Annotated in this window: 30 protein-coding genes; 18 read left to right on the forward strand and 12 right to left on the reverse strand. The window is 59.4% G+C overall.

Features of this window, described 5'->3' with window-relative positions; all coding sequences use genetic code 11:
* Nucleotides 1–35: 35 nt before the first annotated feature.
* The 3 genes from ahpF to AC3IP0_RS14905 form a co-directional block, all read right to left on the reverse strand.
* A complete protein-coding gene (gene ahpF, locus AC3IP0_RS14895) occupies nt 36–1,598 on the reverse strand; it encodes an alkyl hydroperoxide reductase subunit F (RefSeq protein WP_489325116.1) in 1,563 nt (520 codons plus the stop codon).
* A 127-nt stretch (nt 1,599–1,725) separates the two neighbouring features.
* Nucleotides 1,726–2,289 (reverse strand): alkyl hydroperoxide reductase subunit C, encoded by a 564-nt coding sequence (gene ahpC, locus AC3IP0_RS14900; protein ID WP_007975937.1) that lies wholly within the window; start codon nt 2,287–2,289, stop codon nt 1,726–1,728.
* 138 nt (nt 2,290–2,427) lie between these two features.
* Nucleotides 2,428–3,366, reverse strand: coding sequence for a site-specific integrase (locus tag AC3IP0_RS14905; protein WP_489325118.1), 939 nt, complete (start codon nt 3,364–3,366; stop codon nt 2,428–2,430).
* Between the two features lie 178 nt (nt 3,367–3,544).
* Here AC3IP0_RS14905 and AC3IP0_RS14910 point away from each other — a divergent pair, with 178 nt between their 5' ends.
* Nucleotides 3,545–4,555: a DNA-binding protein gene (locus tag AC3IP0_RS14910; RefSeq protein ID WP_489315930.1), complete on the forward strand. Its 1,011-nt coding sequence runs from the start codon at nt 3,545–3,547 to the stop codon at nt 4,553–4,555.
* Here the strand turns inward: AC3IP0_RS14910 and gorA are convergent.
* Nucleotides 4,552–5,910: a glutathione-disulfide reductase gene (gene gorA / locus AC3IP0_RS14915; protein ID WP_489315931.1), complete on the reverse strand. Its 1,359-nt coding sequence runs from the start codon at nt 5,908–5,910 to the stop codon at nt 4,552–4,554. The two genes, AC3IP0_RS14910 and gorA, sit on opposite strands and share 4 nt — an antisense overlap.
* A gap of 130 nt (nt 5,911–6,040) precedes the next feature.
* Nucleotides 6,041–6,880 (reverse strand): UTP--glucose-1-phosphate uridylyltransferase GalU, encoded by an 840-nt coding sequence (galU, locus tag AC3IP0_RS14920; RefSeq protein WP_056724500.1) that lies wholly within the window; start codon nt 6,878–6,880, stop codon nt 6,041–6,043.
* A gap of 289 nt (nt 6,881–7,169) precedes the next feature.
* Here galU and AC3IP0_RS14925 point away from each other — a divergent pair, with 289 nt between their 5' ends.
* On the forward strand, nt 7,170–7,358 hold the full coding sequence (locus tag AC3IP0_RS14925; protein WP_489325121.1) for a hypothetical protein: 189 nt from the start codon (nt 7,170–7,172) through the stop codon (nt 7,356–7,358).
* Between the two features lie 137 nt (nt 7,359–7,495).
* Nucleotides 7,496–7,777, forward strand: coding sequence for a hypothetical protein (locus AC3IP0_RS14930; protein ID WP_489315932.1), 282 nt, complete (start codon nt 7,496–7,498; stop codon nt 7,775–7,777).
* Nucleotides 7,778–7,788: 11 nt separating this feature from the next.
* Here AC3IP0_RS14930 and AC3IP0_RS14935 read toward each other — a convergent pair whose 3' ends face one another.
* Together AC3IP0_RS14935 and AC3IP0_RS14940 are read right to left on the reverse strand one after the other, a co-directional pair.
* Entirely contained in the window at nt 7,789–8,019 is a 231-nt protein-coding gene (locus AC3IP0_RS14935) for a hypothetical protein (protein ID WP_008053025.1), read from the reverse strand.
* Nucleotides 8,020–8,091: 72 nt separating this feature from the next.
* Nucleotides 8,092–8,448, reverse strand: coding sequence for a hypothetical protein (locus tag AC3IP0_RS14940; protein WP_489315933.1), 357 nt, complete (start codon nt 8,446–8,448; stop codon nt 8,092–8,094).
* Between the two features lie 201 nt (nt 8,449–8,649).
* On the opposite strand from AC3IP0_RS14940, the gene AC3IP0_RS14945 reads away from it, so the two are divergent.
* The 5 genes from AC3IP0_RS14945 to ada all read left to right on the forward strand — a co-directional run bounded on the left by AC3IP0_RS14945 (nt 8,650) and on the right by ada (nt 11,801).
* Nucleotides 8,650–8,952 (forward strand): DUF1883 domain-containing protein, encoded by a 303-nt coding sequence (locus AC3IP0_RS14945; RefSeq protein WP_007912251.1) that lies wholly within the window; start codon nt 8,650–8,652, stop codon nt 8,950–8,952.
* Nucleotides 8,953–8,989: 37 nt separating this feature from the next.
* A complete protein-coding gene (locus tag AC3IP0_RS14950; protein WP_008053023.1) occupies nt 8,990–9,157 on the forward strand; it encodes a hypothetical protein in 168 nt (55 codons plus the stop codon).
* A 117-nt stretch (nt 9,158–9,274) separates the two neighbouring features.
* The gene (locus AC3IP0_RS14955) at nt 9,275–9,979 is read left to right on the forward strand and encodes a 2OG-Fe(II) oxygenase (RefSeq protein ID WP_489325123.1); all 705 of its coding nucleotides are present in this window, start codon (nt 9,275–9,277) and stop codon (nt 9,977–9,979) included.
* Nucleotides 9,969–10,649 (forward strand): DNA oxidative demethylase AlkB, encoded by a 681-nt coding sequence (gene alkB / locus AC3IP0_RS14960; RefSeq protein WP_489325124.1) that lies wholly within the window; start codon nt 9,969–9,971, stop codon nt 10,647–10,649. Before AC3IP0_RS14955 ends, alkB begins: the two co-directional genes overlap by 11 nt.
* A gap of 87 nt (nt 10,650–10,736) precedes the next feature.
* Nucleotides 10,737–11,801, forward strand: coding sequence for a bifunctional DNA-binding transcriptional regulator/O6-methylguanine-DNA methyltransferase Ada (ada, locus tag AC3IP0_RS14965; RefSeq protein WP_489325126.1), 1,065 nt, complete (start codon nt 10,737–10,739; stop codon nt 11,799–11,801).
* Here ada and acuI read toward each other — a convergent pair whose 3' ends face one another.
* Nucleotides 11,802–12,785: an acrylyl-CoA reductase (NADPH) gene (gene acuI, locus AC3IP0_RS14970; protein WP_489315937.1), complete on the reverse strand. Its 984-nt coding sequence runs from the start codon at nt 12,783–12,785 to the stop codon at nt 11,802–11,804.
* Nucleotides 12,786–12,963: 178 nt separating this feature from the next.
* Here acuI and AC3IP0_RS14975 point away from each other — a divergent pair, with 178 nt between their 5' ends.
* The 7 genes from AC3IP0_RS14975 to AC3IP0_RS15005 all read left to right on the forward strand — a co-directional run bounded on the left by AC3IP0_RS14975 (nt 12,964) and on the right by AC3IP0_RS15005 (nt 19,943).
* Nucleotides 12,964–15,411: an autotransporter gene (locus tag AC3IP0_RS14975; RefSeq protein ID WP_489315938.1), complete on the forward strand. Its 2,448-nt coding sequence runs from the start codon at nt 12,964–12,966 to the stop codon at nt 15,409–15,411.
* A 101-nt stretch (nt 15,412–15,512) separates the two neighbouring features.
* Nucleotides 15,513–16,580: an NAD(P)H-dependent flavin oxidoreductase gene (locus AC3IP0_RS14980; protein ID WP_489325127.1), complete on the forward strand. Its 1,068-nt coding sequence runs from the start codon at nt 15,513–15,515 to the stop codon at nt 16,578–16,580.
* 124 nt (nt 16,581–16,704) lie between these two features.
* Nucleotides 16,705–17,472: a molybdate ABC transporter substrate-binding protein gene (gene modA / locus AC3IP0_RS14985; RefSeq protein WP_489325128.1), complete on the forward strand. Its 768-nt coding sequence runs from the start codon at nt 16,705–16,707 to the stop codon at nt 17,470–17,472.
* Nucleotides 17,473–18,153, forward strand: a complete 681-nt coding sequence (modB, locus tag AC3IP0_RS14990) for a molybdate ABC transporter permease subunit (protein ID WP_046038408.1) — start codon at nt 17,473–17,475, stop codon at nt 18,151–18,153. It abuts the gene before it with no gap.
* Nucleotides 18,154–18,156: 3 nt separating this feature from the next.
* Nucleotides 18,157–19,236, forward strand: a complete 1,080-nt coding sequence (modC, locus tag AC3IP0_RS14995) for a molybdenum ABC transporter ATP-binding protein (protein ID WP_489315942.1) — start codon at nt 18,157–18,159, stop codon at nt 19,234–19,236.
* A gap of 126 nt (nt 19,237–19,362) precedes the next feature.
* The gene (locus AC3IP0_RS15000) at nt 19,363–19,584 is read left to right on the forward strand and encodes a hypothetical protein (protein WP_489315943.1); all 222 of its coding nucleotides are present in this window, start codon (nt 19,363–19,365) and stop codon (nt 19,582–19,584) included.
* A gap of 128 nt (nt 19,585–19,712) precedes the next feature.
* Nucleotides 19,713–19,943 carry a hypothetical protein gene (locus AC3IP0_RS15005; protein WP_007975977.1) on the forward strand — a complete coding sequence of 77 codons (231 nt, stop codon included), beginning with the start codon at nt 19,713–19,715 and terminating at the stop codon, nt 19,941–19,943.
* Nucleotides 19,944–20,145: 202 nt separating this feature from the next.
* On the opposite strand, the gene AC3IP0_RS15010 is transcribed toward AC3IP0_RS15005, so the two are convergent.
* On the reverse strand, nt 20,146–20,808 hold the full coding sequence (locus AC3IP0_RS15010) for a TetR/AcrR family transcriptional regulator (protein ID WP_489315944.1): 663 nt from the start codon (nt 20,806–20,808) through the stop codon (nt 20,146–20,148).
* A gap of 177 nt (nt 20,809–20,985) precedes the next feature.
* Between AC3IP0_RS15010 and AC3IP0_RS15015 the strand changes: the two genes are divergently transcribed.
* The gene (locus AC3IP0_RS15015; RefSeq protein WP_489325129.1) at nt 20,986–21,828 is read left to right on the forward strand and encodes an NmrA family NAD(P)-binding protein; all 843 of its coding nucleotides are present in this window, start codon (nt 20,986–20,988) and stop codon (nt 21,826–21,828) included.
* A 92-nt stretch (nt 21,829–21,920) separates the two neighbouring features.
* Complete coding sequence (locus AC3IP0_RS15020; protein ID WP_489315946.1) at nt 21,921–22,115, forward strand: hypothetical protein; 195 nt, start codon at nt 21,921–21,923, stop codon at nt 22,113–22,115.
* A gap of 104 nt (nt 22,116–22,219) precedes the next feature.
* Here the strand turns inward: AC3IP0_RS15020 and AC3IP0_RS15025 are convergent, their stop codons facing one another.
* Both AC3IP0_RS15025 and AC3IP0_RS15030 read right to left on the reverse strand, forming a co-directional pair.
* The gene (locus AC3IP0_RS15025; protein WP_489315947.1) at nt 22,220–22,825 is read right to left on the reverse strand and encodes a transglycosylase SLT domain-containing protein; all 606 of its coding nucleotides are present in this window, start codon (nt 22,823–22,825) and stop codon (nt 22,220–22,222) included.
* Nucleotides 22,826–23,052: 227 nt separating this feature from the next.
* Entirely contained in the window at nt 23,053–24,600 is a 1,548-nt protein-coding gene (locus AC3IP0_RS15030) for a phospholipase D-like domain-containing protein (protein WP_489315949.1), read from the reverse strand.
* 268 nt (nt 24,601–24,868) lie between these two features.
* On the opposite strand from AC3IP0_RS15030, the gene AC3IP0_RS15035 reads away from it, so the two are divergent.
* Complete coding sequence (locus AC3IP0_RS15035; RefSeq protein WP_046038425.1) at nt 24,869–25,690, forward strand: DeoR/GlpR family DNA-binding transcription regulator; 822 nt, start codon at nt 24,869–24,871, stop codon at nt 25,688–25,690.
* A gap of 42 nt (nt 25,691–25,732) precedes the next feature.
* On the opposite strand, the gene otnI is transcribed toward AC3IP0_RS15035, so the two are convergent.
* Nucleotides 25,733–26,521: a 2-oxo-tetronate isomerase gene (otnI, locus tag AC3IP0_RS15040; protein ID WP_489325130.1), complete on the reverse strand. Its 789-nt coding sequence runs from the start codon at nt 26,519–26,521 to the stop codon at nt 25,733–25,735.
* Nucleotides 26,522–26,529: the final 8 nt, after the last annotated feature.

Here is a 26,529-nt window from a genome sequence, read left to right on the forward strand (position 1 = left end):
TCACTCATGGGGTTTTGTGTTTTCAGCGCCAGGGTTTATGCCGGAGCGGAAGACCGGATCAAGTGATCGAAAGCACTGAGGGAAGCCTTCGCGCCCTCGCCCACGGCGATCACGATCTGCTTGTACGGCACGGTCGTCACGTCACCGGCGGCAAAAACACCCGGCACCGACGTTTCACCGCGAGCGTCGACGATGATCTCGCCACGGGGCGACAACTCGATGGTGCCTTTGAGCCAATCGGTGTTGGGCAGCAGACCGATCTGCACAAAGATCCCTTCCAGTTCCACACTGTGCAACTCGTTGCTCTGACGATCCTTGTAGCGCAGGCCGTTGACCTTCTGGCCGTCGCCGGTGACTTCAGTGGTTTGCGCACTGGTGATCACGGTGACGTTCGGCAGGCTGTGCAACTTGCGTTGCAACACCGCATCGGCTCGCAACTGCACATCGAACTCCAGCAGCGTAACATGGGACACGATACCGGCCAGGTCGATGGCCGCTTCGACGCCGGAGTTGCCGCCACCAATCACCGCCACACGCTTGCCCTTGAACAGCGGGCCGTCGCAGTGCGGGCAGTACGCCACGCCCTTGTTGCGGTATTGCTGTTCGCCCGGCACGTTCATTTCACGCCACCGCGCACCGGTTGCGAGGATCACGGTCCTGGCCTTGAGCTTCGCGCCGCTGGCGAAGTGGACTTCGTGCAACTGACCTTCTTTGCCAGTGATCAATTTGTCTGCGCGTTGCAGATTCATGATATCCACGTCGTACTGCTTGACGTGCTCTTCCAGGGCCACGGCCAGCTTCGGCCCTTCGGTTTCCTGCACCGAGATAAAGTTCTCGATGGCCATAGTGTCCAGCACCTGCCCACCAAAACGTTCGGCCGCGACACCGGTGCGGATACCTTTACGCGCTGCATAGATTGCCGCCGAAGCACCGGCCGGGCCACCGCCGACCACCAGCACGTCAAAGGCATCCTTGGCGCTGATCTTCTCGGCCTGGCGTTCGATGCCGCTGGTGTCGATTTTGGCGAGGATTTCTTCCAGGCCCATGCGGCCCTGGCCGAAGTTCACACCGTTGAGGTAAATGCTTGGGACCGCCATGATCTGGCGCTCATCGACTTCGGCCTGGAACAGCGCGCCGTCGATGGCGACGTGGCGAATGTTCGGGTTCAGTACCGCCATCAGGTTCAGCGCCTGGACTACGTCCGGGCAGTTCTGGCAGGACAGCGAGAAGTAAGTCTCGAAGCTGAACTCGCCCTTGAGCGAGCGGATCTGTTCGATCACTTCAGCGCTGGCTTTCGAAGGGTGGCCGCCGACTTGCAGCAAGGCCAGCACCAAGGACGTGAATTCGTGGCCCATCGGGATGCCGGCGAAACGCAGGCTGATATCGGCGCCCGGGCGGTTGATCGAGAACGACGGTTTGCGTGCATCGTCGCCGTTATCGAGCAAAGTAATCTGGCTGGAAAGACTGGCAACATCTTTCAGCAGTTCGAGCATTTCCCGGGATTTCGCACCGTCGTCGAGGGAAGCAACGATCTCGATCGGCTGGGTGACCCGTTCCAGGTACGATTTCAACTGGGCTTTAAGATTGGTGTCCAACATACGGGCGATTTCCTTGAATTCTTGAGACAAAAAAACGCCCGAGCGAATCTCGCCCGGGCGTTTTTATTGGGCGGTGCAGCTTGCTTAGAAGGTGCGGAAGTCCGCCCTGATGAAGCGCGTCACAGACTTAGATCTTGCCGACCAGGTCCAGGGACGGCGCCAGAGTGGCCTCGCCTTCTTTCCACTTGGCCGGGCAAACCTGGCCTGGGTGAGCAGCGACGTACTGGGCAGCCTTGATCTTGCGCAGCAGCTCGGAAGCATCACGGCCTACACCGCCGTCGTTCAGTTCTACGATCTTGATCTGGCCTTCCGGGTTGATCACGAAGGTGCCACGGTCAGCCAGGCCAGCTTCTTCGATCAGCACGTCGAAGTTGCGGGAGATGGCGTGGGTCGGGTCGCCGATCATGGTGTACTGGATCTTGCCGATGGCTGGCGAAGTGTTGTGCCAGGCAGCGTGGGCGAAGTGAGTGTCGGTGGAAACGCTGTAGATCTCGACGCCCAGTTTCTGGAATGCGTCGTAGTTGTCAGCCAGGTCTTCCAGCTCGGTCGGGCAGACGAAGGTGAAGTCGGCCGGGTAGAAGAACACCACAGACCACTTGCCTTTCAGGTCAGCGTCCGAGACTTTTACGAAGTCGCCATTTTTGAATGCATCAGCTTTGAACGGTTTAACTTGGCTGTTGATGATAGGCATCGTTGACTCTCCGTCAGGGGTTAAGAAGTTGATGGAGAGAACTTTACCCACTCGACGGACGGTTGGCTCATTGGCAAACCTGATGCTGCTGATTGGCTTTGGCTATTAGCCAGCGGTATTAATAGAAGAAAACGGTATCTAGGGTGACACCGGCTTTTCGGTGATGCGCGCCATGCCGAGGAACGGACTGGCTTCGATGTAACGCATGGCCGACTTCATGTCCTTCCAGCCCACATAGCTCATCAACGACTTCAAATCCCAGCCACTCTGATGCGCCCAGGTGGCAAAACCGCGACGCAAGGAGTGACTGGTGTAAAGCTCGCCGGCGATACCTGCCCGCGCCAACGCCTGACGCAATAACGGAATCACGCTGTTGGCGTGCAATCCCTCCTCGCCCAGATGCCCCCAGCGGTCGATGCCACGGAACACCGGCCCACGCACCAATGCCGCCTCGGTAATCCAGTCGATATAAGCCTGCACTGGACATAAGCGTTGCAAAGCCGGTGTCTGATAGGTCTTGCCGAGGTTGTCGCGATCACTCTTGCTGCGCGGCAGATAGAGGCTGATGCCGGAACCGGCGCTGGCTTGCACATGTTCCACCTGAAGCCGGCACAACTCATCACTGCGAAAGCCGCGCCAGAAGCCCAACAGGATCAAGGCCATGTCGCGCCTGGCCCGCAGCAAACCCGGTCGGTCGCCTGTGGCCCTGGCGACTTGCACTTCTTGCTCCAGACAACTGACTACCTGCTCCAGATGTTGAAGCTGCAAGGGTTCGGCTTGTTTTTCCTGGGCCGGGTGCAGCGCACGAATGCCCTTGAACACCTTGCGCACCACTGGCGCCTTGGTGGGATCGGCAAAACCCTGGCTGTTGTGCCACTGCGCCAATGCCGACAAACGCAGTTTCAGCGTATTGATCGACAACACACCGGCATGGGCCACCAGGTAGCGTGCCACGCTGTCGCCGGTGGCCGGCAGAAAACCGCCCCATGTGACTTCGAAGTGTTCGATCGCTGCGCGATAGCTGCGACGGGTGTTGTCGCGAGTCGCGGCTTGCAGGTAACGATCCAGCTCGGTCATGGGGTCAACTCTTGAATTCATACCGCTTTGACGGGTCAAAAACCGGTATTGGGTGTATCACACGGGGTAATACCAGTATATCCCGTGTTAATAGCATTCAGTATTTAACTTTATGGATTGAATGGTACAATGTGTATTTACGTGGTACGTACCACATCATTAAAACCCGGGAGATCTCATGGCACGCGGCGGTGTAAATAAAGCGGTGGTTCAAGCCGCTCGGTTGGCGATCCTCGCCCGCGGCGAAAACCCCAGCATCGATGCAGTACGCATCGAGATGGGCAATACCGGCTCGAAAACCACGATCCATCGCTACCTCAAGGAACTCGATGACAGGGTCGAACCTGTCGAAGCGCCGACGGAACCGATTGACGACGAACTGATGGCGCTGGTGACACGGCTCGCACAAAGACTCAAGGAGCAGGCGCAAGAACCCATCGACCAGGCGCGTACGCAGTACGAGGAACAACGCAAGGCGCTGGATAATCAACTCGGCGAAGCGCAAGAGGCCAACAGCGAACTGAACCAGCAATACGAATTTCAAAGCCTGGCGCTGACTCAGGAATCCGAGGCCCTGCAAGAAACCCGCGCCATATTGCAAACGGAGCAAACCCGCAACGCCGGCTTGAACCAGGCGCTGGCCGATTTCGAATTGCGCTTGAAAGACAAGGACGAGCAGATCCGCTCCCTTGAGGAAAAACACCTGCACACCCGCGACGCGCTGGAGCACTACCGCAATGCGGTCAAGGAACAGCGCGAACAGGAAATGAGTCGCCATGAAGGCCAAGTGCAACAGCTACAGATGGAACTGCGCCAGGCACAACAAAGCGCACTGGTACGCCAGGATGAAATCACCCAATTGCACCGTGACAATGAACGCTTGCTGACTGAAAACCGCGGCACGCTGCGCGAGCTGAGCCTGCTGCAAGAACAGCTCAAGCAAAGCAATACCCGCCAGGATCAGTTGCTGGAACAGACCACTCGCGTCGACGGCGAGCGCACCCTCCTCCAGGAACGCCTGCGCGTCGCCCTGTTGGAAAGCCAGGCACTCAAACAGAACGTCGATGAGCAGTCGCAGCTCAACAGGTCACTGGAAATGGATTTGGCCAAGACCCGGACGGATCTTGAAGAGCGCGTACGTCTGGCCGCGACCCTTGCGGCAGCGGCAGACGCAGCGAAGGACGATTAACCGGCGACCGGCGTACGCATGGTGACGAACTCTTCGGCGGCCGTCGGGTGTACCCCGATGGTTTCGTCGAAGTCGCGCTTGGTGGCGCCGGCCTTCAAGGCAATCGCCAGGCCCTGGACGATTTCACCGGCGTCCGGGCCGACCATATGGCAACCCAACACCTTGTCAGTCCTGGCGTCTACCACCAGCTTCATCAGCGTACGCTCCTGACATTCGGTCAGAGTCAGCTTCATCGGCCGGAAGCGGCTTTCGAAGATCTGCACCTCGTGGCCGGCTTCGCGAGCCTCTTCCTCAGTCAAACCGACGGTGCCGATGTTCGGCAGGCTGAACACCGCCGTCGGGATCATCTTGTAATCCACCGGGCGATACTGCTCTGGCTTAAACAGGCGCCGTGCCACCGCCATGCCTTCAGCCAGGGCCACCGGAGTCAGCTGAACACGACCAATCACATCACCCAGCGCGAGGATCGATGGCTCGGCGGTTTGATACAGCTCATCGACCTCGACGAAGCCTTTCTTGTCGAGTTTGACCCCGGTGTTTTCCAGCCCCAGATTGTCCAGCATCGGACGACGACCCGTGGCGTAGAACACGCAATCGGCTTCCAGCTGGCGACCATCCTTGAGCGTGACTTTCAGGCTGCCATCGGCCTGCTTCTCGATGCGCTCGATGTCCGCGTTGAATTGCAGGCCCATGCCGCGCTTGGTCAATTCTTCCTGCAAATGCTTGCGCACGGAACCGTCGAAGCCGCGCAGGAACAATTCACCGCGATACAGCAGCGTGGTCTGCGCACCGAGGCCGTGGAAGATCCCGGCGAACTCAACCGCAATGTAGCCACCGCCCACCACCAACACCCGCTTGGGCAGTTCTTTGAGGAAGAACGCCTGATTGGAACTGATGGCATGCTCGTGCCCCGGGATCTCCGGAATCTGCGGCCAGCCGCCGGTAGCGATCAGGATATTTCTGGCGGTAAAGCGCTCGCCATTGATCTCGACCTGATGCGGGTCGATGATCTTCGCGTGACCTTCATGCAAGGTCACGCCACTGTTGACCAGCAGGTTGCGATAAATGCCATTGAGGCGATTGATCTCGCGGTCCTTGTTGGCGATCAAAGTCGCCCAGTCGAACTGTGCTTCATCCAGACCCCAGCCAAAACCGGAAGCCTGCTCGAAGTCTTCGGCGAAGTGCGCACCGTAGACCAGCAATTTTTTCGGAACGCAGCCGACGTTCACACAGGTCCCGCCCAGATAGCGGCTCTCGGCCACGGCCACTTTCGCACCGAACCCGGCGGCAAACCGCGCAGCTCGCACACCGCCAGAACCGGCACCAATCACATAAAGGTCAAAATCGTAGGCCATTTTCAATCTCCTCGGCAGGTGACCAGCATACCTGCGGACATTTGTTGGGCAAGCGCTGCAATCGATATGGGGCCTGAAAATGAAAAAGCCACCCGAAGGTGGCTTTTCAATACAGTCAGGTCGAAAGCGATCAGTACGCCTTGCCCGTCTTGTAGAAGTTCTCGAAGCAGAAGTTGGTCGCGTCGATGTAGCCTTCGGCGCCGCCGCAGTCGAAGCGCTTGCCCTTGAACTTGTAGGCCATCACGCAGCCGTTCTGGGCCTGTTTCATCAGGGCGTCGGTGATCTGGATTTCACCACCCTTGCCTGGCTCGGTCTGTTCGATCAGGTCGAAGATGTCCGGGGTCAGGATGTAGCGGCCGATGATGGCCAGGTTCGACGGTGCGTCTTCCGGCTTTGGCTTTTCAACCATGCTGTGTACGCGGTAGATGTCGTCGCGGATCATCTCGCCGGCGATTACGCCGTACTTGTTGGTCTCTGAAGGATCGACTTCCTGGATGGCCACGATCGAGCAGCGGAACTGCTTGTACAGCTTGACCATCTGGGTCAGTACGCCGTCGCCTTCGAGGTTGACGCACAGGTCGTCCGCCAGTACCACTGCGAACGGTTCGTCACCGATCAGTGGACGGCCGGTGAGGATCGCGTGGCCCAGGCCTTTCATTTCGGTCTGACGGGTGTAGGAGAACGAGCACTCGTCGAGCAGCTTGCGGATGCCGACCAGGTATTTCTCCTTGTCGGTGCCCTTGATCTGGTTTTCCAGCTCGTAGCTGATGTCGAAGTGGTCTTCCAGGGCGCGCTTGCCGCGACCGGTGACGATGGAGATTTCGGTCAAGCCGGCATCCAGTGCTTCTTCGACGCCGTACTGGATCAGTGGCTTGTTCACCACCGGCAGCATTTCTTTGGGCATGGCTTTAGTCGCTGGCAGGAAGCGAGTACCGTAACCGGCTGCTGGGAACAAGCATTTCTTGATCATATAAGTCCTTGAAAGGGCTGTGTGTACGAGTTTCGGCGCAGTCTAATCAGGCGGCGTGCACCTTACAATGCCCCGCGCTGGCTAACCGATGTCAACATAGAGAAATATTCCTGCCGATAGTTCCCTGCGAGAGTGCGCAGGTCGCTGCACAGCCTCTTATGCATAGCAGAGACTTGCGCAAATGCACGGTTTTCTACCGCCCGGAACCCATCACCATACGCCCATCGGCACCCGTTGAGTGCGTTTGGCGGTATCATGGCGCGATTGAACCAGACAACGAGGCAAATAGATGTCGGAAGCAAAAAGCGTCAACGGATTCCTGATCAGTAAGGTGAAAGACGGTCAATGGTGGGTGGCCAGTGTCGCCGGTGAAAATATCGCCGGACCTTTCCCTTCCGAAGCCCTGGCAATCGAAGTGGCCTCGGTGCTGGAGCTTGAGCACCCGGAACCCAAGCGACGCGGCAAGGACAAGAGCTGATCGACGCCCGATGGGAAAAGCCCTGCCATGGCGCAGGGCTTTTTTATGAATAACGAAAAAGAAGTGGCCTTTAGCTATAACCTTTTGATACTGGCGCTGTCTCAGCCTTAGACCACCCCCCTGACGATGATCAAGCCATGAATAAAATTTTGCCTTTGCTAACGGTATTGGCCCTGAGCGGCTGCGCAACGTCGGAACAGACCTACCTGGCCAACGGAGAGCAAGGTCTGTCGATTGACTGCTCCGGGGAAGCCAACTCCTGGGCTGCGTGCTACGAAAAGGCCGATGCCTCCTGCGCGGGCACCGGCTACAAGATTGTCGGGACCGATGGCACCCCCGCGCTCAAGGAGAGCGAAAAGACCCTCGGCGCCGACGTCGGCAACTACAAGAGCCGCAACGTCGTGGTGGTCTGCAGGTAAGGCGCCACGCCCTACATGTGGATTTCGGCGAACTTTATTCCAAGCCCGCGCACGGTATCGATCAGATCATCAAGGCGGCTGAAGGACTCGACTTCATCATTGTCATCCACCAGGAAATAGCTGCGCCCGGCGCTTTTCTTGAAAAACACGATCCATTCCCCCAGCTCCGCCGGGTTCTGAATCACATGGGTGGCAGAGATCAAACCCTCTGCGTGGCGCTCCCGGACCTGCTCTCGCTTCATATTCGACTCCAGAAATAACGATGCCGCCAAAGCAGGGCTTGGGCGGCATCGGTGCTGATGGTCGATAGTCTATCAGCCGGAAATGCACTCGTTGGCAGCATTCTGTACATCCTTAGGCCGCACCGGGACATTGGACATGCTCTCGTGCAGCTTGATGCTGCTGCCGCCGGAGCGCTCTTCAATGTCAAACACGGCTGACGGCCCCGCGGAAAACTTGAGCGGCACGATCACGCGCAAGCCATTCTTGTGCGGCTGGATCTGCAAGGCACCACGGCTGTCGGCCAGTTTTTCGCTCAGGCATTGCGCGTATTCATGGGGCTTCTTGCCGGAAATCACGTTCATCGTCGGCAAGGACTCGTTGATTTCCGAGACGTTCGCGCAACCACTGATCGTCAATGCCATCGGCAACAACCACAAACCCCACTTCATACAAAACCTCCGATAAAGACCCTCGGACAGCGCAACTGCGATTTTTCTCCGAGACGAACTGCTTTATCGCTCATCAAATGTGAAATAAGCATTTTTAATTGTCAAAGCGGCCGGATAATAACGCGTTCGGGCTGATAAACTGCGCCAATCGCCCATGCTATCGTTTTGATTTTGTAGAAAAAGCCCTTCTGGAGGCGCCCCATGAAATTTATCCATCAGCGCGAGCACCTCAATGAAGACGACATCGTCGTCATTCAATGCTCCCAAATGTGCAACATCCGCTTGATGAACGACGCCAACTTCCGCAGCTTCAAGAATGGCGGCCGTCACACCTATCACGGCGGTGCATTCGACACGTTTCCGGCCCGCATCACGGCCCCTAGCACCGGCTTCTGGAACATCACGATCGACACCGTCAACCGCCGGGCTATCAGCGTGACGCGCAAACCCACCCTGACGCACTCGATCAAAATCATTCGCCGTTCCAGCACGAAACTGAGCTGATCAGCGAACCCGAAACACAAGACAGGCAGATACAACCGTGGCCCAAACGACCAAGTACGTCATCAAATACAAACTCAACGGTGAGCGCCGCTTCGAGTTTGCCCAGCTTGAAAACGGCACCCCGGAAGAAGCCAGGGCGGCGCTGGATGCCATTCATGGGCAGGACGACGTCATCAGCGAAATCAGCGTCAGCAAAGCGCTGTAACACGATCCGGAGCGACAATGGACGTCGGCTCCCGCTCGCAGTTCGACCGCAAGCAGCGGAGTGCCAGCTTCATCCTTGCCTTGCAGACTGGCCACCTCAACAACAAGAGGCCCGGCAATGAGCGAGCAATATCTGGACAGGCTGGACTGGCCCCGGCTGGAGCAGCAACTTGATCAGGACGGTTACGCCGTCATCCCGTCATTGCTGAGCCACAAGGCTTGCGGGCAGGTCAGCGCCTTGTACCCTCGAACCGAACTGTTTCGCTCCCACGTGGTGATGGCTCGCCATGGGTTCGGCCGAGGCGAGTACAAGTACTTCAGCTACCCGCTGCCGGAACTGGTGGCCCGCTTGCGCAGCGCGCTCTACCCACGACTGGTGCCCATCGCCAATCGCTGGCATGAGCAGATGGGCTTGCCGGTGCGTTTTCCTGAAACCCTTCCAGCCTTCCTCGATCGCTGCCATGCCGCTGGTCAGAACCGTCCGACACCCTTGTTGCTGCAATATGGTCCGCAGGACTACAACTGTTTGCATCAGGATCTATACGGTGAGCACGTTTTCCCGCTGCAAGTGGCGATTCTGCTGTCAGACCCGGATCAAGACTTCACCGGCGGTGAGTTTGTCCTGACTGAACAGCGCCCGCGCATGCAGTCACGCCCGATGGTCATCGGCCTGAAGCAAGGTGACGGGGTGATCTTTGCGGTCAACCAACGGCCGGTCAAAGGGACTCGCGGTTACTACCGCGTGAGCCTGCGACACGGCGTGAGTCGCCTGCACAGCGGCAAACGGCATACCCTTGGAATCATCTTTCACGATGCGTCATGAGCCCATGAACCCGCTGACTTTCGATCTGTTTGCCGACACTGAACCCGAGCAACAGCCCAGGCGCGAGCAGATTGGTGAACAGTCCTACGTACTGAGAGGCTTCGCCCTGCCCTGGCTTGAGCGTTTGCTGCCTGCCCTGGAAGAAGTGCTGGCGGCCGCACCGTTTCGGCAGATGGTCACACCCGGCGGTTTCACCATGTCGGTTGCCCTGAGCAGTTGTGGCACATTCGGCTGGACCACTGACCGCAGCGGTTATCGGTACACCCGCGACGATCCACAAACAGGCAAGCCCTGGCCCATGATGCCCGAAGTGTTTTTTCTATTGGCGCAAGCGGCGGCACAGGCAGCGGGTTTCGCCGATTTTGCACCGGACTCCTGCCTGATCAATCGATACATCCCCGGGGCAAAAATGTCATTGCATCAGGACAAGGACGAACATTCCTACGCAGCCCCCATCGTTTCGGTGTCTCTGGGTTTGCCGGCGATGTTTCTGTTCGGCGGCTTTGCACGCAGCGACAAAACTCAGCGCATTCCCCTGCTCCATGGCGACATCGTGGTCTGGGGTGGCGTGGATCGCCTGCGTTATCACGGTGTGCTGCCGATCAAGGACGGCCATCATCCGAAACTGGGCGAGCAACGCATCAACTTCACCTTCCGTACCGCCGGATAAAGACTTCGAATTTGACCGCAAGCGCCGGAGTGTGTGGGAATTGCCCCATGGTTAATGTGCAGGCAACCCCTCAATGGACGTGACGCCATGACAACCCAATCGACCAAGATCACCATCGAAAACGATCCGCGCTGGGCCGCCGTGGTCGCCCGCGATCCCAAGGCTGACGGGCAGTTTGTCTATGCCGTGAAGACCACAGGCATCTACTGCAATCCCAGCAGCCTCGCGCGCTTGCCCAAGCCACAGAATGTCGAATTCTTCGATAGCGCCGAACAGGCCCGTGCCGCGGGTTATCGTCCGAGCAAGCGCGCGACGAAGGATCAGAGCGAACTCGCCGCGCAACATGCCGCCACCGTGGCCGCCGCGTGCCGCCAGATCGAAAGCGCGCAAACACTGCCCGCCCTGGGCGAATTGGCCGAGGCTGCGGGCCTGAGCAGCTTCCACTTCCATCGCGTGTTCAAAGCCGTCACCGGCCTGACGCCCAAGGGCTACGCCGATGCCCATCGTTCACGCAAGGTACGCGAGCGACTGGCGGACGGCGGCTCGGTGACCGATGCCCTGTATGACGCCGGCTTCAACTCCAACAGCCGGTTCTATGAAGCGGCAGACCAGTTGCTCGGAATGAAACCCGGGGACTACCGAGCCGCCGGTCAAAACAACGACATTCGTTTTGCCGTCGGCCAGTGTTCGCTGGGAGCGATTCTGGTGGCGCAGAGCGAACGCGGGGTCTGCGCGATCCTGCTGGGGGATGATCCGCATCAACTGGTGTGCGATCTGCAAGACAAATTCCGCCGCGCCAACCTGATAGGTGCCGATCATGAATTCGAGCAATTGATTGCCAGGGTCGTCGGCTTTATCGAGGCACCGGCCATTGGCCTTGACTTGCCGCTGGACGTACGCGGCACGGCGTTTCAGGAGCGTGTCTGGCAAGCGCTGCGGGAGATTCCCGTGGGCAGCACTGCCAGCTACGCCGATGTCGCCCAGCGTATCGGTCAACCAAAAGCCGTTCGCGCCGTGGCTCAGGCCTGCGCTGCGAACAGCCTGGCCGTTGCGATCCCTTGCCATCGCGTGGTGCGCAGCGATGGCAATCTGTCGGGCTATCGCTGGGGTGTCGAGCGCAAACGGCAGTTGCTGGAGCGCGAGTCGCAGTGATCAGCGATTCACATCCACCACCACGCGCCCACGCAACTGCCCGGCCAGCAAGCGTGGCGCAGCTTCGATGGCTTCGCTCAAGCCGATTTCGTGACTGATCAACGGCAACAGGGTGAAGTCCAGATCCTTGGCCAGGCGATTCCAGGCTTCCACCCGCTTGGCTTTGGGCTGGGTCACGCTGTTGATGCCGGCCAGGGTCACGCCGCGCAAGATGAACGGCGCAACGGATGCCGGAAAGTCCATGCCCTGGGCCAGACCGCAGGCCGCGACGGTGCCATTGGCCTTGGTGCCGGCGCACGCGTTGGCCAGGGTGTGGCTGCCGACCGAGTCGATGACGGCCGCCCAGCGCTCCTTGGCCAACGGCTTGCCCGGCTCGGACAAGGTGGCGCGATCGATGATTTCGCTGGCGCCCAGTTGCTTCAGGTAGTCGTGCTCCGAGGTCCGTCCGGTGGACGCGACCACTCGGTAGCCGAGCCTGCTCAGCAAGGCGATGGCGAAACTGCCGACGCCACCGTTGGCGCCGGTCACCAGAACTTCGCCCTGCCCGGGCGTCACGCCGTTGTGCTCCAGCGCCAGGATGCACAGCATGGCCGTGTAGCCCGCCGTACCGATGGCCATCGCCTGGGCGGCAGTGAATGCCTTCGGCAGCGGGATCAGCCAGTCACCGTTCAAACGTGCCTTCTGTGCCAGACCACCCCAATGCCCTTCACCCACGCCCCAGCCATTGAGCAGGACTGCGTCACCGACCTTATAGTCCGGATGCCCGCTGACTTCGACGACACCGGCCAGGTCGATGCCCGGCACCATCGGGAATTTGCGCACCACCGGACTGCTGCCGGTAATCGCCAGGCCATCCTTGAAGTTCAGCGTGCTGTAGGCAACACGCACCGTGACATCGCCCTCGGGTAGCTGATCGTCCTGGATCTCTTGCAGTGTGGCCCGGTAACCGCTGTCGTCTTTGTCGATCAAAATGCCTTTGAACATTACGGCCTCTCAATGGAATCAGTCGGGTGGTGGAGCATTTCAAATAACACATGGCAATGGATTGCCGTACCCGACTTTAAGCCAATCAGGCAAACCGCCGGGCGTTTTGATTAACGGCAGCTATGCTTTTCGCAACCCTGAAGTGCCGCAACAAACTGTCTTGTCGATGGAGCTGACAATGCCTCAACTGCGTTTACTCACCGTTTTACTGATGCTCTGCATGATTCCGCTCAGCGGCGTCCAGGCCACACCAGAGCCACCCGCCCAACCTCCCGAAAATCAGGCGACCACCTCCCCCAGCTGGCCACAGGTGCTGGCTGCCGGCGACACCAAATTGACCATCTACCAGCCACAACTGGACAGTTGGGACGGTTACACCCTGAATGCGCGGGCTGCCGTGGAGGCCACGGACACCGATGGCAAATCCACCTACGGCATCGTGCAGTTCAGCGCCCATACCCTGGTCGACAAGGCCACCCGCTGGGTGGCGCTCGATCAGTACACCATCACCAATGCCGATTTCCCTGACAGCGCCACCAAGGCTGACAGCTGGGTCGCAGCGGTAAAGCAAGACGCCGAGAACCGCACGAAAACCATTTCCCTGGACCAACTCGAAGCCGCGCTCGGCGTCATCGCCGCCGAGCAAAAGTCCGGCAGCGAGCCGCTGGAAAATACCCCGCCGACCATTATTTCGTCCGAGGTGCCCGCGCTGCTGGTGTACATCGATGGCGAGCCTGCCTATCGCCCCGTTGACGGCACCTCACTGCAGCGGGTGATCAACACCCGGCCGTTGCTGCTCAAGGATGCACAGGGCAAAAATTACCTGCACGTGTTCGATGGCTGGATGGTGGCGGACAACCTGGGCGGGCAGTATGCGCCACTGCCCTCGCCTTCGGCCGATCTGGAGAAAGCCAAGAAGGCCGCGATCCAGGGTCGCCAGGTTGACCTGCTGACAGGTCAGAGCGATCCAAAGGACAAGATACCGACGCTGGCCAAGCCGCCGATTCCGCAGATTTATATCGCCACGGTACCGACCGAGCTGATCGTCACTGACGGCGCGCCACAATGGCAGCCGATCCAGAACACCAAGCTGCTGTATGTGACCAACACCACCGGGCATATTTTCAAGGAAATCGGTGACCAGGACAGCTACGTGCTGATCTCGGGGCGCTGGTTCCGCGCCGGTGACATGAAAGGCCCCTGGACCTTTGTCGGCGCAGACAAGTTGCCAGCGGACTTCGCCAACATTTCCGATGACAGCCCCAAGGAAAACGTAAAAGCCTCGGTGGCCGGCACGCCCCAGGCCAAGGAAGCGGCGATTGCAGCGACCATTCCGCAGACCTCGGCGATCAAGAAAAGCCAGGTGAAAATGAGCAAGCCGACCTTTGATGGCGAGCCGCAACTCAAGGCCATCAAAGGCACGCCCCTGCAATACGTGGTCAACAGCCCGATGCCGATCATCATGGTCGATGCACAAAGCTTGTATGCGGTGGAGAACGGTATCTGGTTCGTTGCCACTTCGGTGCAAGGCCCCTGGACGGTCGCCTCTTCAGTGCCCGCGGTGATCTATTCGATTCCCCCCAGTTCACCGATGCACTACGTCACTTATGTGAAAGTCTACGAAGCCAGTGGCGATACGGTTGTCGTCGGTTACACGCCGGGGTACCAGGGTTCGACGCTGGACCCTGACAGCGGTGTGGTGGTGTATGGCACCGGTTATCCCTATACGCCGTGGGTGGGCAGTGTCTGGTACGGCCCGCCAGTGACCTATGGCTTTGGCGTGGCGATTCGCTACACCCCCTGGACAGGCTGGACCTTCGGCTTCGGTTTCGGCTGGAGTTGGGGCGGCAGCACGGTCGCCGTGGGTTGGGGCTGGGGCGCCTATCCGTGGTGGGGCAATTACGGCTGGGGTTACGCCTGGGGGCCGCATCTGTACCCCGCGCCAATGCCTTGGGGCGGTGCCGCTTACGGCTATCATGGCGGCGCGGTCGCCTGGGGCCCCGGTGGCTGGGCCGGCACGACCGGCAACATTTACCGCCAATGGGGCGACCGCGCTTCGGTCAGCCGCTACGGCGGCGGTTACAACGCCTGGACCGGCAATCGCTGGGCAGGCCAGGTTGGCGCCTCCTACAACTCGCGCACTGGCATTGCCGCGGCAGGCCAGCGTGGCGCGGTACATAACGTCTACAACGGCAACTATGCCGCTGGCCGCAGCGGTGTGGCCGTCGGCCCTGACGGCGGGGCCATTGCCGGCCAGCACGTGACGGCCGGCAATGGCCGCACCGGCACTCAGGTCTCCGCCAATCGCGGGGCCGTCTACAACCCCACTACCGGCAACACCACCCAGTACGGTGGTATCCATGATCGCAACGGCGGCGTGGCGCATGTCGGCGACAACGTGTACGCCGGCCATGATGGCAACGTTTACAAGAGGACCGATAGCGGCTGGCAATCGATGGTCCAGGGCGGTGCAACCCGTCTCGATTCGGCCAACACGGCACAGGTCCAGAATCTCAACCGGGAATACGATGCGCGCTCCTTCGGTAATGATCGCTTCAACAGTTATCACGACTCGTCCCGGTTCATGAATCACTCCTTCGGGGGTGGCGGCTTCCACCGACGCTAAAGCCTTACCCGCTGAAAAGACGACTGGCCTTGCGCCAGTCGTTGCGTTACAAATCCTGTTCTACCGTCCCTGCCCGGATCCAACGTCGGAGAACACAGCACATGAACCAATGGCCAGATACCCGCATTCTTGACCTGCTCGGGATCGAACTGCCGATCATTCAAGGGCCGATGGCCGGTGCCACAAACTCGTCCATGGTGATTGCCACCTGCAATGCCGGCGGGCTCGGCTCGATGCCAGCGGCGATGCTCAGCACGGATCAACTGCGCGAAGAGCTCAAAACCATCCGCCAACACACCCGGCGCCCGATCAACGTCAACTTCTTCTGTCATCAGCCTCCAGCTCCGGATGAGCAACGCGCACAGGACTGGAAAAACCTGCTGCAATCCTACTACCAGGAGCTCGGCATCGACTTCGATGCGCCAACACCGGTGTCCAACCGGGCGCCGTTCGATAACGCCGCCTGCGAAGTGGTCGAAGCGTTTCGCCCTGAAGTGGTGAGCTTTCATTTTGGCCTGCCCGAAAAATCCTTGCTCGACCGGGTCAAGGCCACTGGTGCGAAGGTGCTGTCCTCGGCCACCACCGTCGCAGAAGCCGTGTGGCTTGAGCAGCATGGCTGCGATGCAGTCATTGCCATGGGCTACGAGGCCGGGGGCCATCGCGGGATGTTTCTCAGCGATGACCTGAGCAGTCAGGTGGGGACTTTCGCCCTGGTGCCCCAAGTCGTCGATGCGGTGAAAGTGCCGGTGATTGCCGCCGGCGGCATCGCTGACGCCCGAGGCGTCGCCGCGGCCTTCATGCTCGGTGCTTCGGCGGTGCAGGTGGGTACGGCGTACCTGTTCACCCCAGAGGCCAAGGTCAGCCCGTCCCATCACAAAGCCTTGCGCACCGCCAGGGAAAGCGAGACGGCCGTCACCAACGTGTTCACCGGTCGCCCGGCCCGGGGCATCCTCAATCGGGTGATGCGTGAACTGGGCCCCATGAGCGCCAAGGCCCCGGCCTTCCCCCTTGCCGGTGGCGCGCTGATGCCGTTGCGGGCCAAAGGTGAAGCGGACTTCAGCAACCTCTGGGCCGGTCAGGCATTTACCCTCGGCGTCGATTTGACCAGCGAGGCACTGACTCGAAAACTGGCTGAAGAAGGATTAGCGAGGCTGCTAGGTCGCTCCTGAGCATCAGTTTCGTTAAAATTGTATACAATTTCACGGCGACACATTCCGTTCAAAGGCAATTCGCTATATATTTATGTACATAACGATTTACCCCTGCCTCAATTGCCTTTAACGGAGCCGTTTCATGACCATTCGTGCCTCACGTTTTGCCCCGACCTGCCTGGCGAGCCTTCTCGCCGTATTCGCCTTCGGTTCAGCCCAGGCGGACGAAGTCCAGGTCGCTGTCGCCGCCAACTTCACCGCGCCCATCCAGGCCATCGCCGCTGATTTCGAGAAAGACACCGGGCATAAACTGGTCACCTCCTTTGGTGCCACCGGCCAGTTCTACACCCAGATCAAAAACGGTGCGCCGTTCGAAGTGTTCCTCTCGGCAGACGACAGCACCCCGAAAAAACTCGAAGCCGAAGGCGACGCCGTCAAGGGTTCGCGCTTCACCTACGCGGTCGGTACCCTGGCGCTGTGGTCGGCCAAGGAAGGCTACGTCGATGCCAAGGGCGATGTACTGAAAAAGAACGCCTACCAGCACCTGTCCATCGCCAACCCGAAAGCCGCGCCTTATGGCCTGGCGGCGACCCAGGTGTTGGCAAAAGAAGGCCTGACCGACAAGGTCAAGGACAAGATCGTTGAAGGCCAGAACATCACCCAGGCCTATCAGTTCGTCTCCACCGGCAACGCCGAGCTGGGTTTTGTCGCCCTGTCGCAGATCTACAAGGACGGCAAGATCACCAGTGGTTCGGCCTGGATCGTTCCCGCCAGCCTGCACGACCCGATCAAGCAAGACGCGGTGATTCTCAACAAGGGCAAGGACAACCCGGCCGCCAAGGCACTGGTTGACTACCTCAAGGGGCCGAAAGCGGCAGCTGTCATCAAGTCCTACGGTTACGAAGTCTAAATGTCGCTATCGAGTGCCGATTTTTCCGCCATCTGGCTGACCCTGAAACTGGCGTCCCTGACGACCGTCATCCTGCTGATTGTCGGCACTCCGATTGCGCTATGGCTGTCGCGCACCCGCTCCTGGTTGCGCGGCCCGGTCGGGGCGATAGTCGCCCTGCCCCTAGTGCTGCCACCGACGGTGATTGGTTTCTATCTGTTGCTGGCGCTCGGCCCTCACGGGTTCCTGGGCCAGCTCACCCAGTCACTCGGCCTTGGCACCCTCACGTTCAGCTTTGCGGGGCTGGTCATCGGTTCGGTGTTGTATTCGATGCCGTTCGTGGTCCAGCCGCTGCAAAACGCTTTTTCCGCGATTGGCACGCGCCCGCTCGAAGTGGCCGCGACCTTGCGGGCCAATCCCTGGGACACCTTTTTCAGCGTGACCCTGCCCTTGGCCCGCCCCGGCTTCATTACCGCGGCCATTCTCGGCTTCGCCCACACCGTTGGCGAGTTCGGCGTAGTGTTGATGATCGGCGGCAACATCCCTGAGAAGACCCGCGTGGTCTCGGTGCAGATCTACGATCACGTCGAAGCCATGGAATATGCCCAGGCCCACTGGCTGGCCGGGGCGATGCTGGTGTTCTCGTTTGTCGTCTTGCTGGCGCTGTATTCCAGCCGTAAAACCAAAGCGGGTTGGAGCTGATCGATGATTCAAATGCGTCTGAACCTGCGTTATTCGGGCTTCGCCCTGGACGTCGATCTGCAACTGCCGGGCCGTGGCGTCACGGCGCTTTACGGCCACTCCGGCTCGGGCAAGACCACTTGCCTGCGCTGCATCGCCGGCCTGGAACGGGCCGATCAAGGCTATATCCAGGTCAACGATGAAGTCTGGCAAGACAGCGACAACCGGATCTTCGTCGCGCCGCACAAACGCGCACTGGGCTACGTGTTCCAGGAAGCCAGCCTGTTTCCGCATCTGTCGGTGCTGGCCAATCTGGAATTCGGCCTCAAGCGCATTCCCAAGCCGCAGCGTCGGGTCGACATGGCCCACGCCACCGAGTTGCTGGGCATCGGCCATTTGCTGGACCGGCACCCACAACACCTTTCGGGCGGTGAGCGGCAGCGTGTCGGCATCGCCCGCGCCTTGCTCACCAGCCCGAAACTGCTGTTGATGGATGAGCCCCTGGCGGCGCTGGATGCCCAACGCAAAAGTGAAATTCTTCCCTACTTGCAGCGCCTGCACGATGAACTCGACATCCCGGTGCTGTACGTCAGCCACTCCCAGGATGAGGTCGCGCGGCTGGCCGACCATATCGTGTTGCTCAGCAACGGCAAGGCACTGGCCAGCGGCCCGATCGGCCAGACCCTGGCACGCCTCGACTTGCCGCTGGCAATGGGGGATGACGCCGGGGTGGTGATCGAAGGTCGCGTCAGCGCCTATGACGCCGGCTATCAATTGCTCAGCCTGCAACTGCCCGACACCGCCCTCGACATTCGTGTGCCGCATACGCCAATGGACGTGGGCCAGGCACTGCGCTGCAAGGTCCAGGCCCGGGATGTGAGCCTGAGCCTGGACAATGTCGGGCATAGCAGCATTCTCAATCGCCTGCCGGTCACCGTGGTCAGTGAAATGAACGCCGACAACGCCGCCCACGTACTGATTCGCCTGGACGCTGCGGGCACGCCGCTGCTGGCGCGGATCACGCGTTATTCCCGTGATCAACTGAACGTCCATCCTGGCCAGCAACTCTGGGCGCAAATAAAAGCGGTCGCGGTGCTGGCGTAGATCCGAAGGCCCTACTGCACCGGACAGAGGTCAGCGCCTGAACCGACGAATTGACCTGCCTATTTTTTGCACGATCAGCAATGGCTTCTATAGTTGAACTGAACCCGAATCCGCTGCGGAGACGCCATGGAAGACATTTTCGTCGTGAAGCGTTGCAACAAGATCATCATTCATGGCCGCCGCGAGGGTGAATATGACCACCTGCCACCGGATGCCGAGGTCTGGTACCGCATCGCCGATACCCGCACCCAAGGCTTCATCGGAGATGGCTACGATATTGAAGAAGACGCCGTGCGTGTTTGCCGTCAGTTGAACGCGAAATCACAAGTGACAGCCCGACAAAGTTGAGAAGTGTCAGCATTTTTTAACGGGTCTATACTGAAAAGGCTGAAGGACCAGTAACCCTTTCGGCAGAAAGCTCGCTCCCGGCGGGCTTTTTGCTGCCACACCAGGTTTCTTGAACGGAGGTGCCTCCCATGTCCGAAAAAGAGTCCATCACCACCCTGCTCACCTTGCTGGACTCCCGTCAGGCGCGCCTGGCCGCAGCCTGCAAGGAAATCGCCGACTGGGTCGATCATCAAGGCGGGCACCCCACCGCCCTCAGAATTCGTGATCGCCTGAACGACATCGAAAAGGACACGCCGCTGATCCGGCACACGCTGTCGTCTCTCCAGCCTGTCGACCGGCCTCTGCCTCGGTTCAGATGATCCGTCACGGATTCGCGGTGCGAGGACAGGCCCGATTCGGGCAGCATGATCGGTGACACTGACGTCTCCGAACCTTTGGCTGCCTGCTGGATTTCCATCCCTTCTCTCAACCCGGCCTGGCGTCGGGATTTTTTGTTGCGCAAAACCAATCGAACGTCACCGCTTACGTGAAGTCAACCAGTCACATGTCACGAAGGAGACGTTACTTGTCGACGCCCTTGCGCGCCGGCTCCATGACCTCGCGCAGGGACATGCGTTTGAACGCCTCGACCAGTGCGCGCCCTTCCTCTGGCGCACAAGTAACCGCCAGGCGCATGGTCGCCTCGCCCAGGTGCCAGATCAAAAACGCGGACTCCTCGACCTGTTGTTTGTCGCAATCGGGATACACGCGAAGCATGGCCTGGGACAGCAGCGCTCCGGCAACCCGACTCTCCTCCAGTTCCAGCTGCAACAGCTGCTTGTCGGCCTGCATGCCGGACCAGATGTCACGCATCACCGGTGTCGCCATCACGATCTCGTAATACAGATCGAGCAACTGCGAATAGGCGGCCTGCAAACTCCGGGCATCCTCGACGGCCTCCATTGCCTCTGCAATGCAACGACGGCTCTCCGCGTTGTAGCGCTCGGCCAGCGTACGGATCACGGAACTCTTGTCGGGGAAATACTGATAAAGGGAACCGATCGAAATCCCGGAGCGCTCGGCGATTTCACTCATCTTGAGTTGGTCGCTGCCCTTGCCCGCGATCAATTGAGTGGCCATGGCCAGAATCCGCTCCTGACGATCGCGGCTGCGCTGTTGCGTGGGATTGCGTCGAACCGCTTCTGCAGCAGGCTGTTCGAGGGTTTCAGAGGTTTTTTTGCGCACGAGTGAATTCCCGATCAAAAACGTGACATGTACTCACCTTAGCATCGCCACTCCCTACGCCCAACAGCAGATGCCACACGTCGGGGAATTCGATCTGATGGGTTGACGGCAAAACATGAGTATCTATCATCTTTTAAACATGAGCATCACTCACATTAACCGATGGAGATGAACGCGATGAAAGCTGCCCAACCAATCACGCTGGTCCTCGGCGCCACCGGCAAAACCGGACGGCGCATCACACAACGGCTCGAAGCGGCCGGCCTGCCCGTTCGCCGGGGTTCCCGCGACGCCAATTCACCCTTCGACTGGGAGGATCGATCAACCTGGGACGCCGTGATCGATGGCGTTCATTGCGTCTACATTTCCTTTCAACCGGATCTCGCCGTTCCGGGCGCCCTTGAAACCATCCAGGCGTTCACCGACCTGGCGGTGAAAAGCGGCGTCCGCAAACTGGTCTTGTTATCCGGGCGTGGCGAAGTTGAAGCGGAACAGGCCGAACGCGTCGTACAGGACAGCGGGATTGACTGGACGATTCTGCGGGCCAGTTGGTTCTGCCAGAACTTCAGCGAGGCACACTTTCTTGAACCCATTCTGCAAGGTGAACTTGCACTCCCCGTCGGCCAGGTCGCCGAGCCCTTTGTCGATGCAGAAGACATCGCCGAGTGTGCCGTCGCTGCACTGACTCAACCCAGGCACACCGGCCAGCTCTATGAACTGACCGGCCCTCGGGCGTTGACCTTTGCTCAAGCCGTGACCGAGATTGCCCGCTCCACCGGTCGCAACATCGAATTCGTGGCCGTACCGCCGGACGCCTATCGACAGGCAATGGAACAGGAACAACTTCCCCCGGCGTTGATCGATCTGGTGTTGTATCTCTTCACGACCGTACTGGACGGTCGCAACACACCCGTGGCCGATGGCGTACAGCGGGCACTGGGACGCCCGGCGCGCGACTTTGGCGACTACGTACAACGCACTGCCGCTACGGGCATCTGGGGCAATGGCAGTCCGACGTAAAGCAGTGGCGGGAACCCGCTTCGTCGACTAGGGTTTTTGGCGTATCGAAGTGCGGCGCCTTTATTGGCAGGAGCCTGATTAAGGAGGAACCCATGTCACTCAATCGTAGTGCTGAACAAACCTACCGCCAGTGGTCGACCCCGATCCTGTTGGAACTCAAGGAGCGAGAACATCAGATGAACCCGTCAGACCGCCAGGCATTGGAAAACGTACTGCTGGAAAGAAGGCTGATCGATATTGGCAATCCGGCCGGCAGCGATCGCCGCAAGGCAGACCCAGCGCCCTGAAAAGCATCAGGCAACCACTTTCAAGATAGAAATAATGGAACAGAAACAAACAAGGGCTTGCATCCTCTTCCGCTTGCAAGCCCTTGATCTTCGATAACACCGCGCTAGAACCACCCGCTACGATCATCATCCAGTTCCTGGCGACACTGCTTGAGCTGGGCGCTGTAAATCTCTGACTGCTTTTGCACTTTCTGGGCAACCTGCATCAACCACGGTTTACTGCGATAGGTATCGCGGCTGAAGCCCCCTCGCCCCTCGTGATAAGCCAGATACTGATTGTAGGTGTCCCATTTGGAGATTCCGAGCTGTCGCTGGGTGCCAGTGGTGTACCAACCGATAAACATGATCGCGTCGTCGAAGCTGTCACGCGAACCGCCGTTGCCCGTATTGTCCCGGTACTCACCCCACACCGGGTCTTGAGCCTGCGCATAACCGTAGGCCGAACTGACTCGCCCCCAGGGGATCACCCAGAGCAGGTAGTCACGAGGCGGCAATGCGTCCGCCACGTAGCTGCTTTCCTGCTTCATGATCGCCATGGCCACATGCAGAGGGGTCCCATATTCGCTCTGCATTTGCAGCGAGTCCTCATACCAGTCGGGATACTCACGGTAGATACTGCAGAGATTGCCTTGATCTTTTGGTGGCGTAGTCGTGCAACCGGTCAAAAACATAAACAACAAAGCCAACAGCAAAACTTGTCCTTGTTTCATTCATTACCCTCAAAAATAAGGGCATAGGTACCCTCCGTTTACTGCAAGGAGCCTGATTCATCCAGGTGCAAGCAAAAACGTCAGAAGACATCCAGCTTGACCGCGTCACCCTTATCGAGAGGCTTCTTTGTAAGTCCCTATTGCACAGCGACCTGACGCAAACCCCGCTCTCTGATTGAATGCTCACACGTTGGCGTGAGACCAGAGGGGCTATTCCGGGTTTCGATCTAGAGCATTTTCTCCAGGCCGATCTTGTCGCTGAGCCATGCTTTGAAACTGCGCCATGTGCCGCCGGGCTCCTTGCGCAAGATATGCAGGCGATCGTCGTCCTCGGTGAGCCAGACGACTTCGCCGTTTTCCAGTCGGGCCTGGTAACTCATGGCCGGCGCCATGCCCTCAAGCGCCAACTGCCGCACTTGGCCGGCCAGTTCGGGACTATCGACCAGCACTCCGACTTCAGTGTTCCAGAACACTGAACGCGGGTCGAAATTGAATGAGCCGATGAACACTTTCTGCTTGTCCAGGATCATGGCCTTGGTGTGTAGGCTGGAGTCCGAGCCACCACTGAAACCAAACGAAGAACTGCGGCCGGGATCGTCCGGCTGGCGCCGCAGCTCATAGAGTTTCACCCCATGTTCGAGCAGAGTCTTGCGATACGGTGCATAGCCGCCATGCACCGCCGGCACATCGGTGGCTTCCAGTGAGTTGGTCAGCAGACGCACATCAACGCCGGCATCGGCACGACCCAGGAGATAGTCCATCCCCGGCTTTTGCGGGACGAAATAGGCTGAGATCATGATCAGCTCGTTATTGACGCCATCGAGTTCAGGCCGCAACTGCGTGGCCATCAGTAACGCGCGGGCCGGTTCGCCGTCGGCCAGGACCTTGCTCGGAGCGTCCCACATTGCCTTGTTATGGGCCCAGATCAGCTGATTGCGCCAGGTCTCGAACTGCGGTTGAGTCTGGTAGGTCATGAGATGGTTGTACAACACCTTGCTCTCGATACGTGAGGCCTGGAGCGATTGCTCAAGGCGTTGACGGCTCTCGAGCAAGTCTTGTGCTGTCGGCTTGTTGAGCAGGAAGTCACTGATCGGCTGGCTCAAGGCGCTGTTCCAGTACTGATCGAAACTGTGCCCCAACTGCTCGGCGACCGGGCCGATGCACAGCAGGTCCATGTCGGTGAAGTTCAGATCCGGCTTGGCGTCGAAATATTCATCCCCCAGGTTGCGTCCGCCGACGATGGCTGCGCTGTTGTCGGCCAGCCACAGTTTGTTGTGCATGCGTCGGTGTTGTTGGGAAAGATCAAGCAGACGGCCCATGGTTCGGGTGACCACGGTGCTGCGCCCCAGATGCAAAGGGTTGAACACACGGATATGGATGTTCGGGTGTACGGCCAGGGTAGCGATGACTTCTTCCTGGCCGTCGCTGGCCGTGTCATCGAGCAAGATGCGTATCCGGACGCCGCGATCGGCAGCCAGCAACATTTCGCGCACCAGTGCCCGGGTGCTGAGACCGTTATGCACGATGTAGTACTGCAGATCGACGGATTTTTGCGCATTGCGGATCAACTCGGCGCGCGCCCGGAATGCTTCACTGCTGTTGGGCAGCAAGCGAAAACCCGAGCGCCCCTCATACGCGGCGGCCTGAGCCTGGATCGAGCGCCCGAAAGCCGAATCGCCGGCGGGTATCGCCTCGCTGAAGTCGTGGGGCAAACGCGTGGTCGCGCAGCCAACGAGCAGCAGCGCGAACAGCATGGCGCAGAGGAACCGGGACATGGGCAAGGACTGCTCCTCAACCTCGACGGGTGTAGTTTTGCACTCGGCATCCAGCCAGTACTGGCTGCCGAGAACATGCAGCCCTCGATAATCCGCACGACTTATTCCAGTAAAGCCCCTTTTGAAGCAGCGTGTCGAAATTTTCCGGCAGCTGCGCCCGGAGCATGAAACCGCCCCGGTGCCTCGTCGCGCTACTGATCCGGCGGCAGATTCGCTACTATGTTTACCCGCCTTTCCTGTCTGCGGATTTCTTCATTCTGGAGCCCGAATGCCTAGTCAAAAGGACATCGCCGCCGAAAGCGGCGCACCGATGATCCCTGAACAGCGCCGTGAATTGATGCTGCGACAGTTGCGCAAGCATCAGGTGCTGAGCGTTCATCAATTGATGGAAATGTTCGACTGCTCGCACATGACCATACGCCGCGACATCGCGTTGCTGGAGCAGGAAGGTCGTGCTTACTCGGTAACGGGTGGGGTGCGGATCGCCAGCCAGCTGCACAGTGAGCCCAGCCATCAGATCAAGGCGGTGGTCGAGTTGCCGCAGAAGCAGGCCATGGCCAGGCTCGCTGCCCGGCTACTGCATGCCGACATGACGATTTACCTGGACGCGGGAACCAGCACGCTGGAAATCGTCCCCTATATCAAGGCGCTGTCCGGCATGACCGTGGTGACCAATGACTTCGGCATTGTCCAGGCACTGATCGAAGCCCCCCATGTCACGGTGATTCATACCGGCGGGCAGCTGGATCACTCCAATCAATCCTGCGTGGGCGGCCTGGCGGTTGCCACCTTGCGTCAGGTCGTCACCGACATCGCGTTCATATCGACCAGTTCATGGGATTTGCGTCGCGGCCTCACCACGCCTTCGGCGCTGAAGGTGGAGGTCAAGCAAGCCGCGATGCAATCGGCTTCGCAAGTGGTGCTGGTGGCCAGCAGTTCGAAATACGGCACGTTCAGCATGTACAGGATTGCCGGACTCGAGCAGTTCGACATCATTCTCAGTGACGACGCATTGACCCCTGCGGCGGCCGATGGCATCCGCAAGCAGGGTGTCGAGCTATTGTTGCCGGCTGACAATACACCGGCATGAAACGACGGGCTCCTGCATCGTGGAGCCCATCGCCACCCTCCTCTATAGCGCCCGCGCTTTCCAGTCGCGCAACCACTTCAAGCCGGCAGACGTATTGCCTCGCGGCCGATATTCACACCCTACCCAGCCGTCATAACCCAATTGGTCGATCAGCTCGAACAGATAGGGATAATTGACTTCCCCCAAGTCCGGTTCATGCCGATCCGGCACGCCCGCGATCTGGATATGGCCGATACCATCGAAGTCGCGACGCAGTTTAGTCGCCAGGTCGCCCTCGACGATTTGGCAGTGGTAGCAGTCAAACTGAACCTTCAGATTGCTGGCGCCCACTTCCTTGCAGATAGCCTGGGCCTGATCCTGGCGGTTGAGGAAAAAGCCTGGCATGTCTCGCGTATTGATCGGTTCGAGCAATACGGTGACGCCCGCCTTGGCCGCCTGGGCGGTGGCGTAGGCGAGGTTCTCCAGGTACACGCCGTGATGCCGCGGGCGATCGCTTTCCGACGGCAACAACCCGGCCATCACATGGATGCGTGAGTTGCCCAATACGCTGGCGTAATCCAGGGCACGATCAAAACCGCTACGAAATTCACTCTCCCGGCCCGGCAACGACACCGTGCCCCGCTCCCCCGCAGCCCAATCACCGGGCGGCGCGTTGAACAGTGCCTGCACCAGGCCGTTGTCGCTCAAGCGTTGCTTGAGTTCTTCAGCGCTGTAGTCGTAGGGAAACAGATACTCCACCGCTTCGAAGCCGTCAGCGGCAGCGGCGGCGAAGCGATCCAGAAACTCATGTTCCGGGTAGAGCATGCTGAGGTTGGCTGCAAAACGAGGCATGGTAGCTC

It is taken from the genome of Pseudomonas sp. GL_103 (assembly GCF_057835175.1).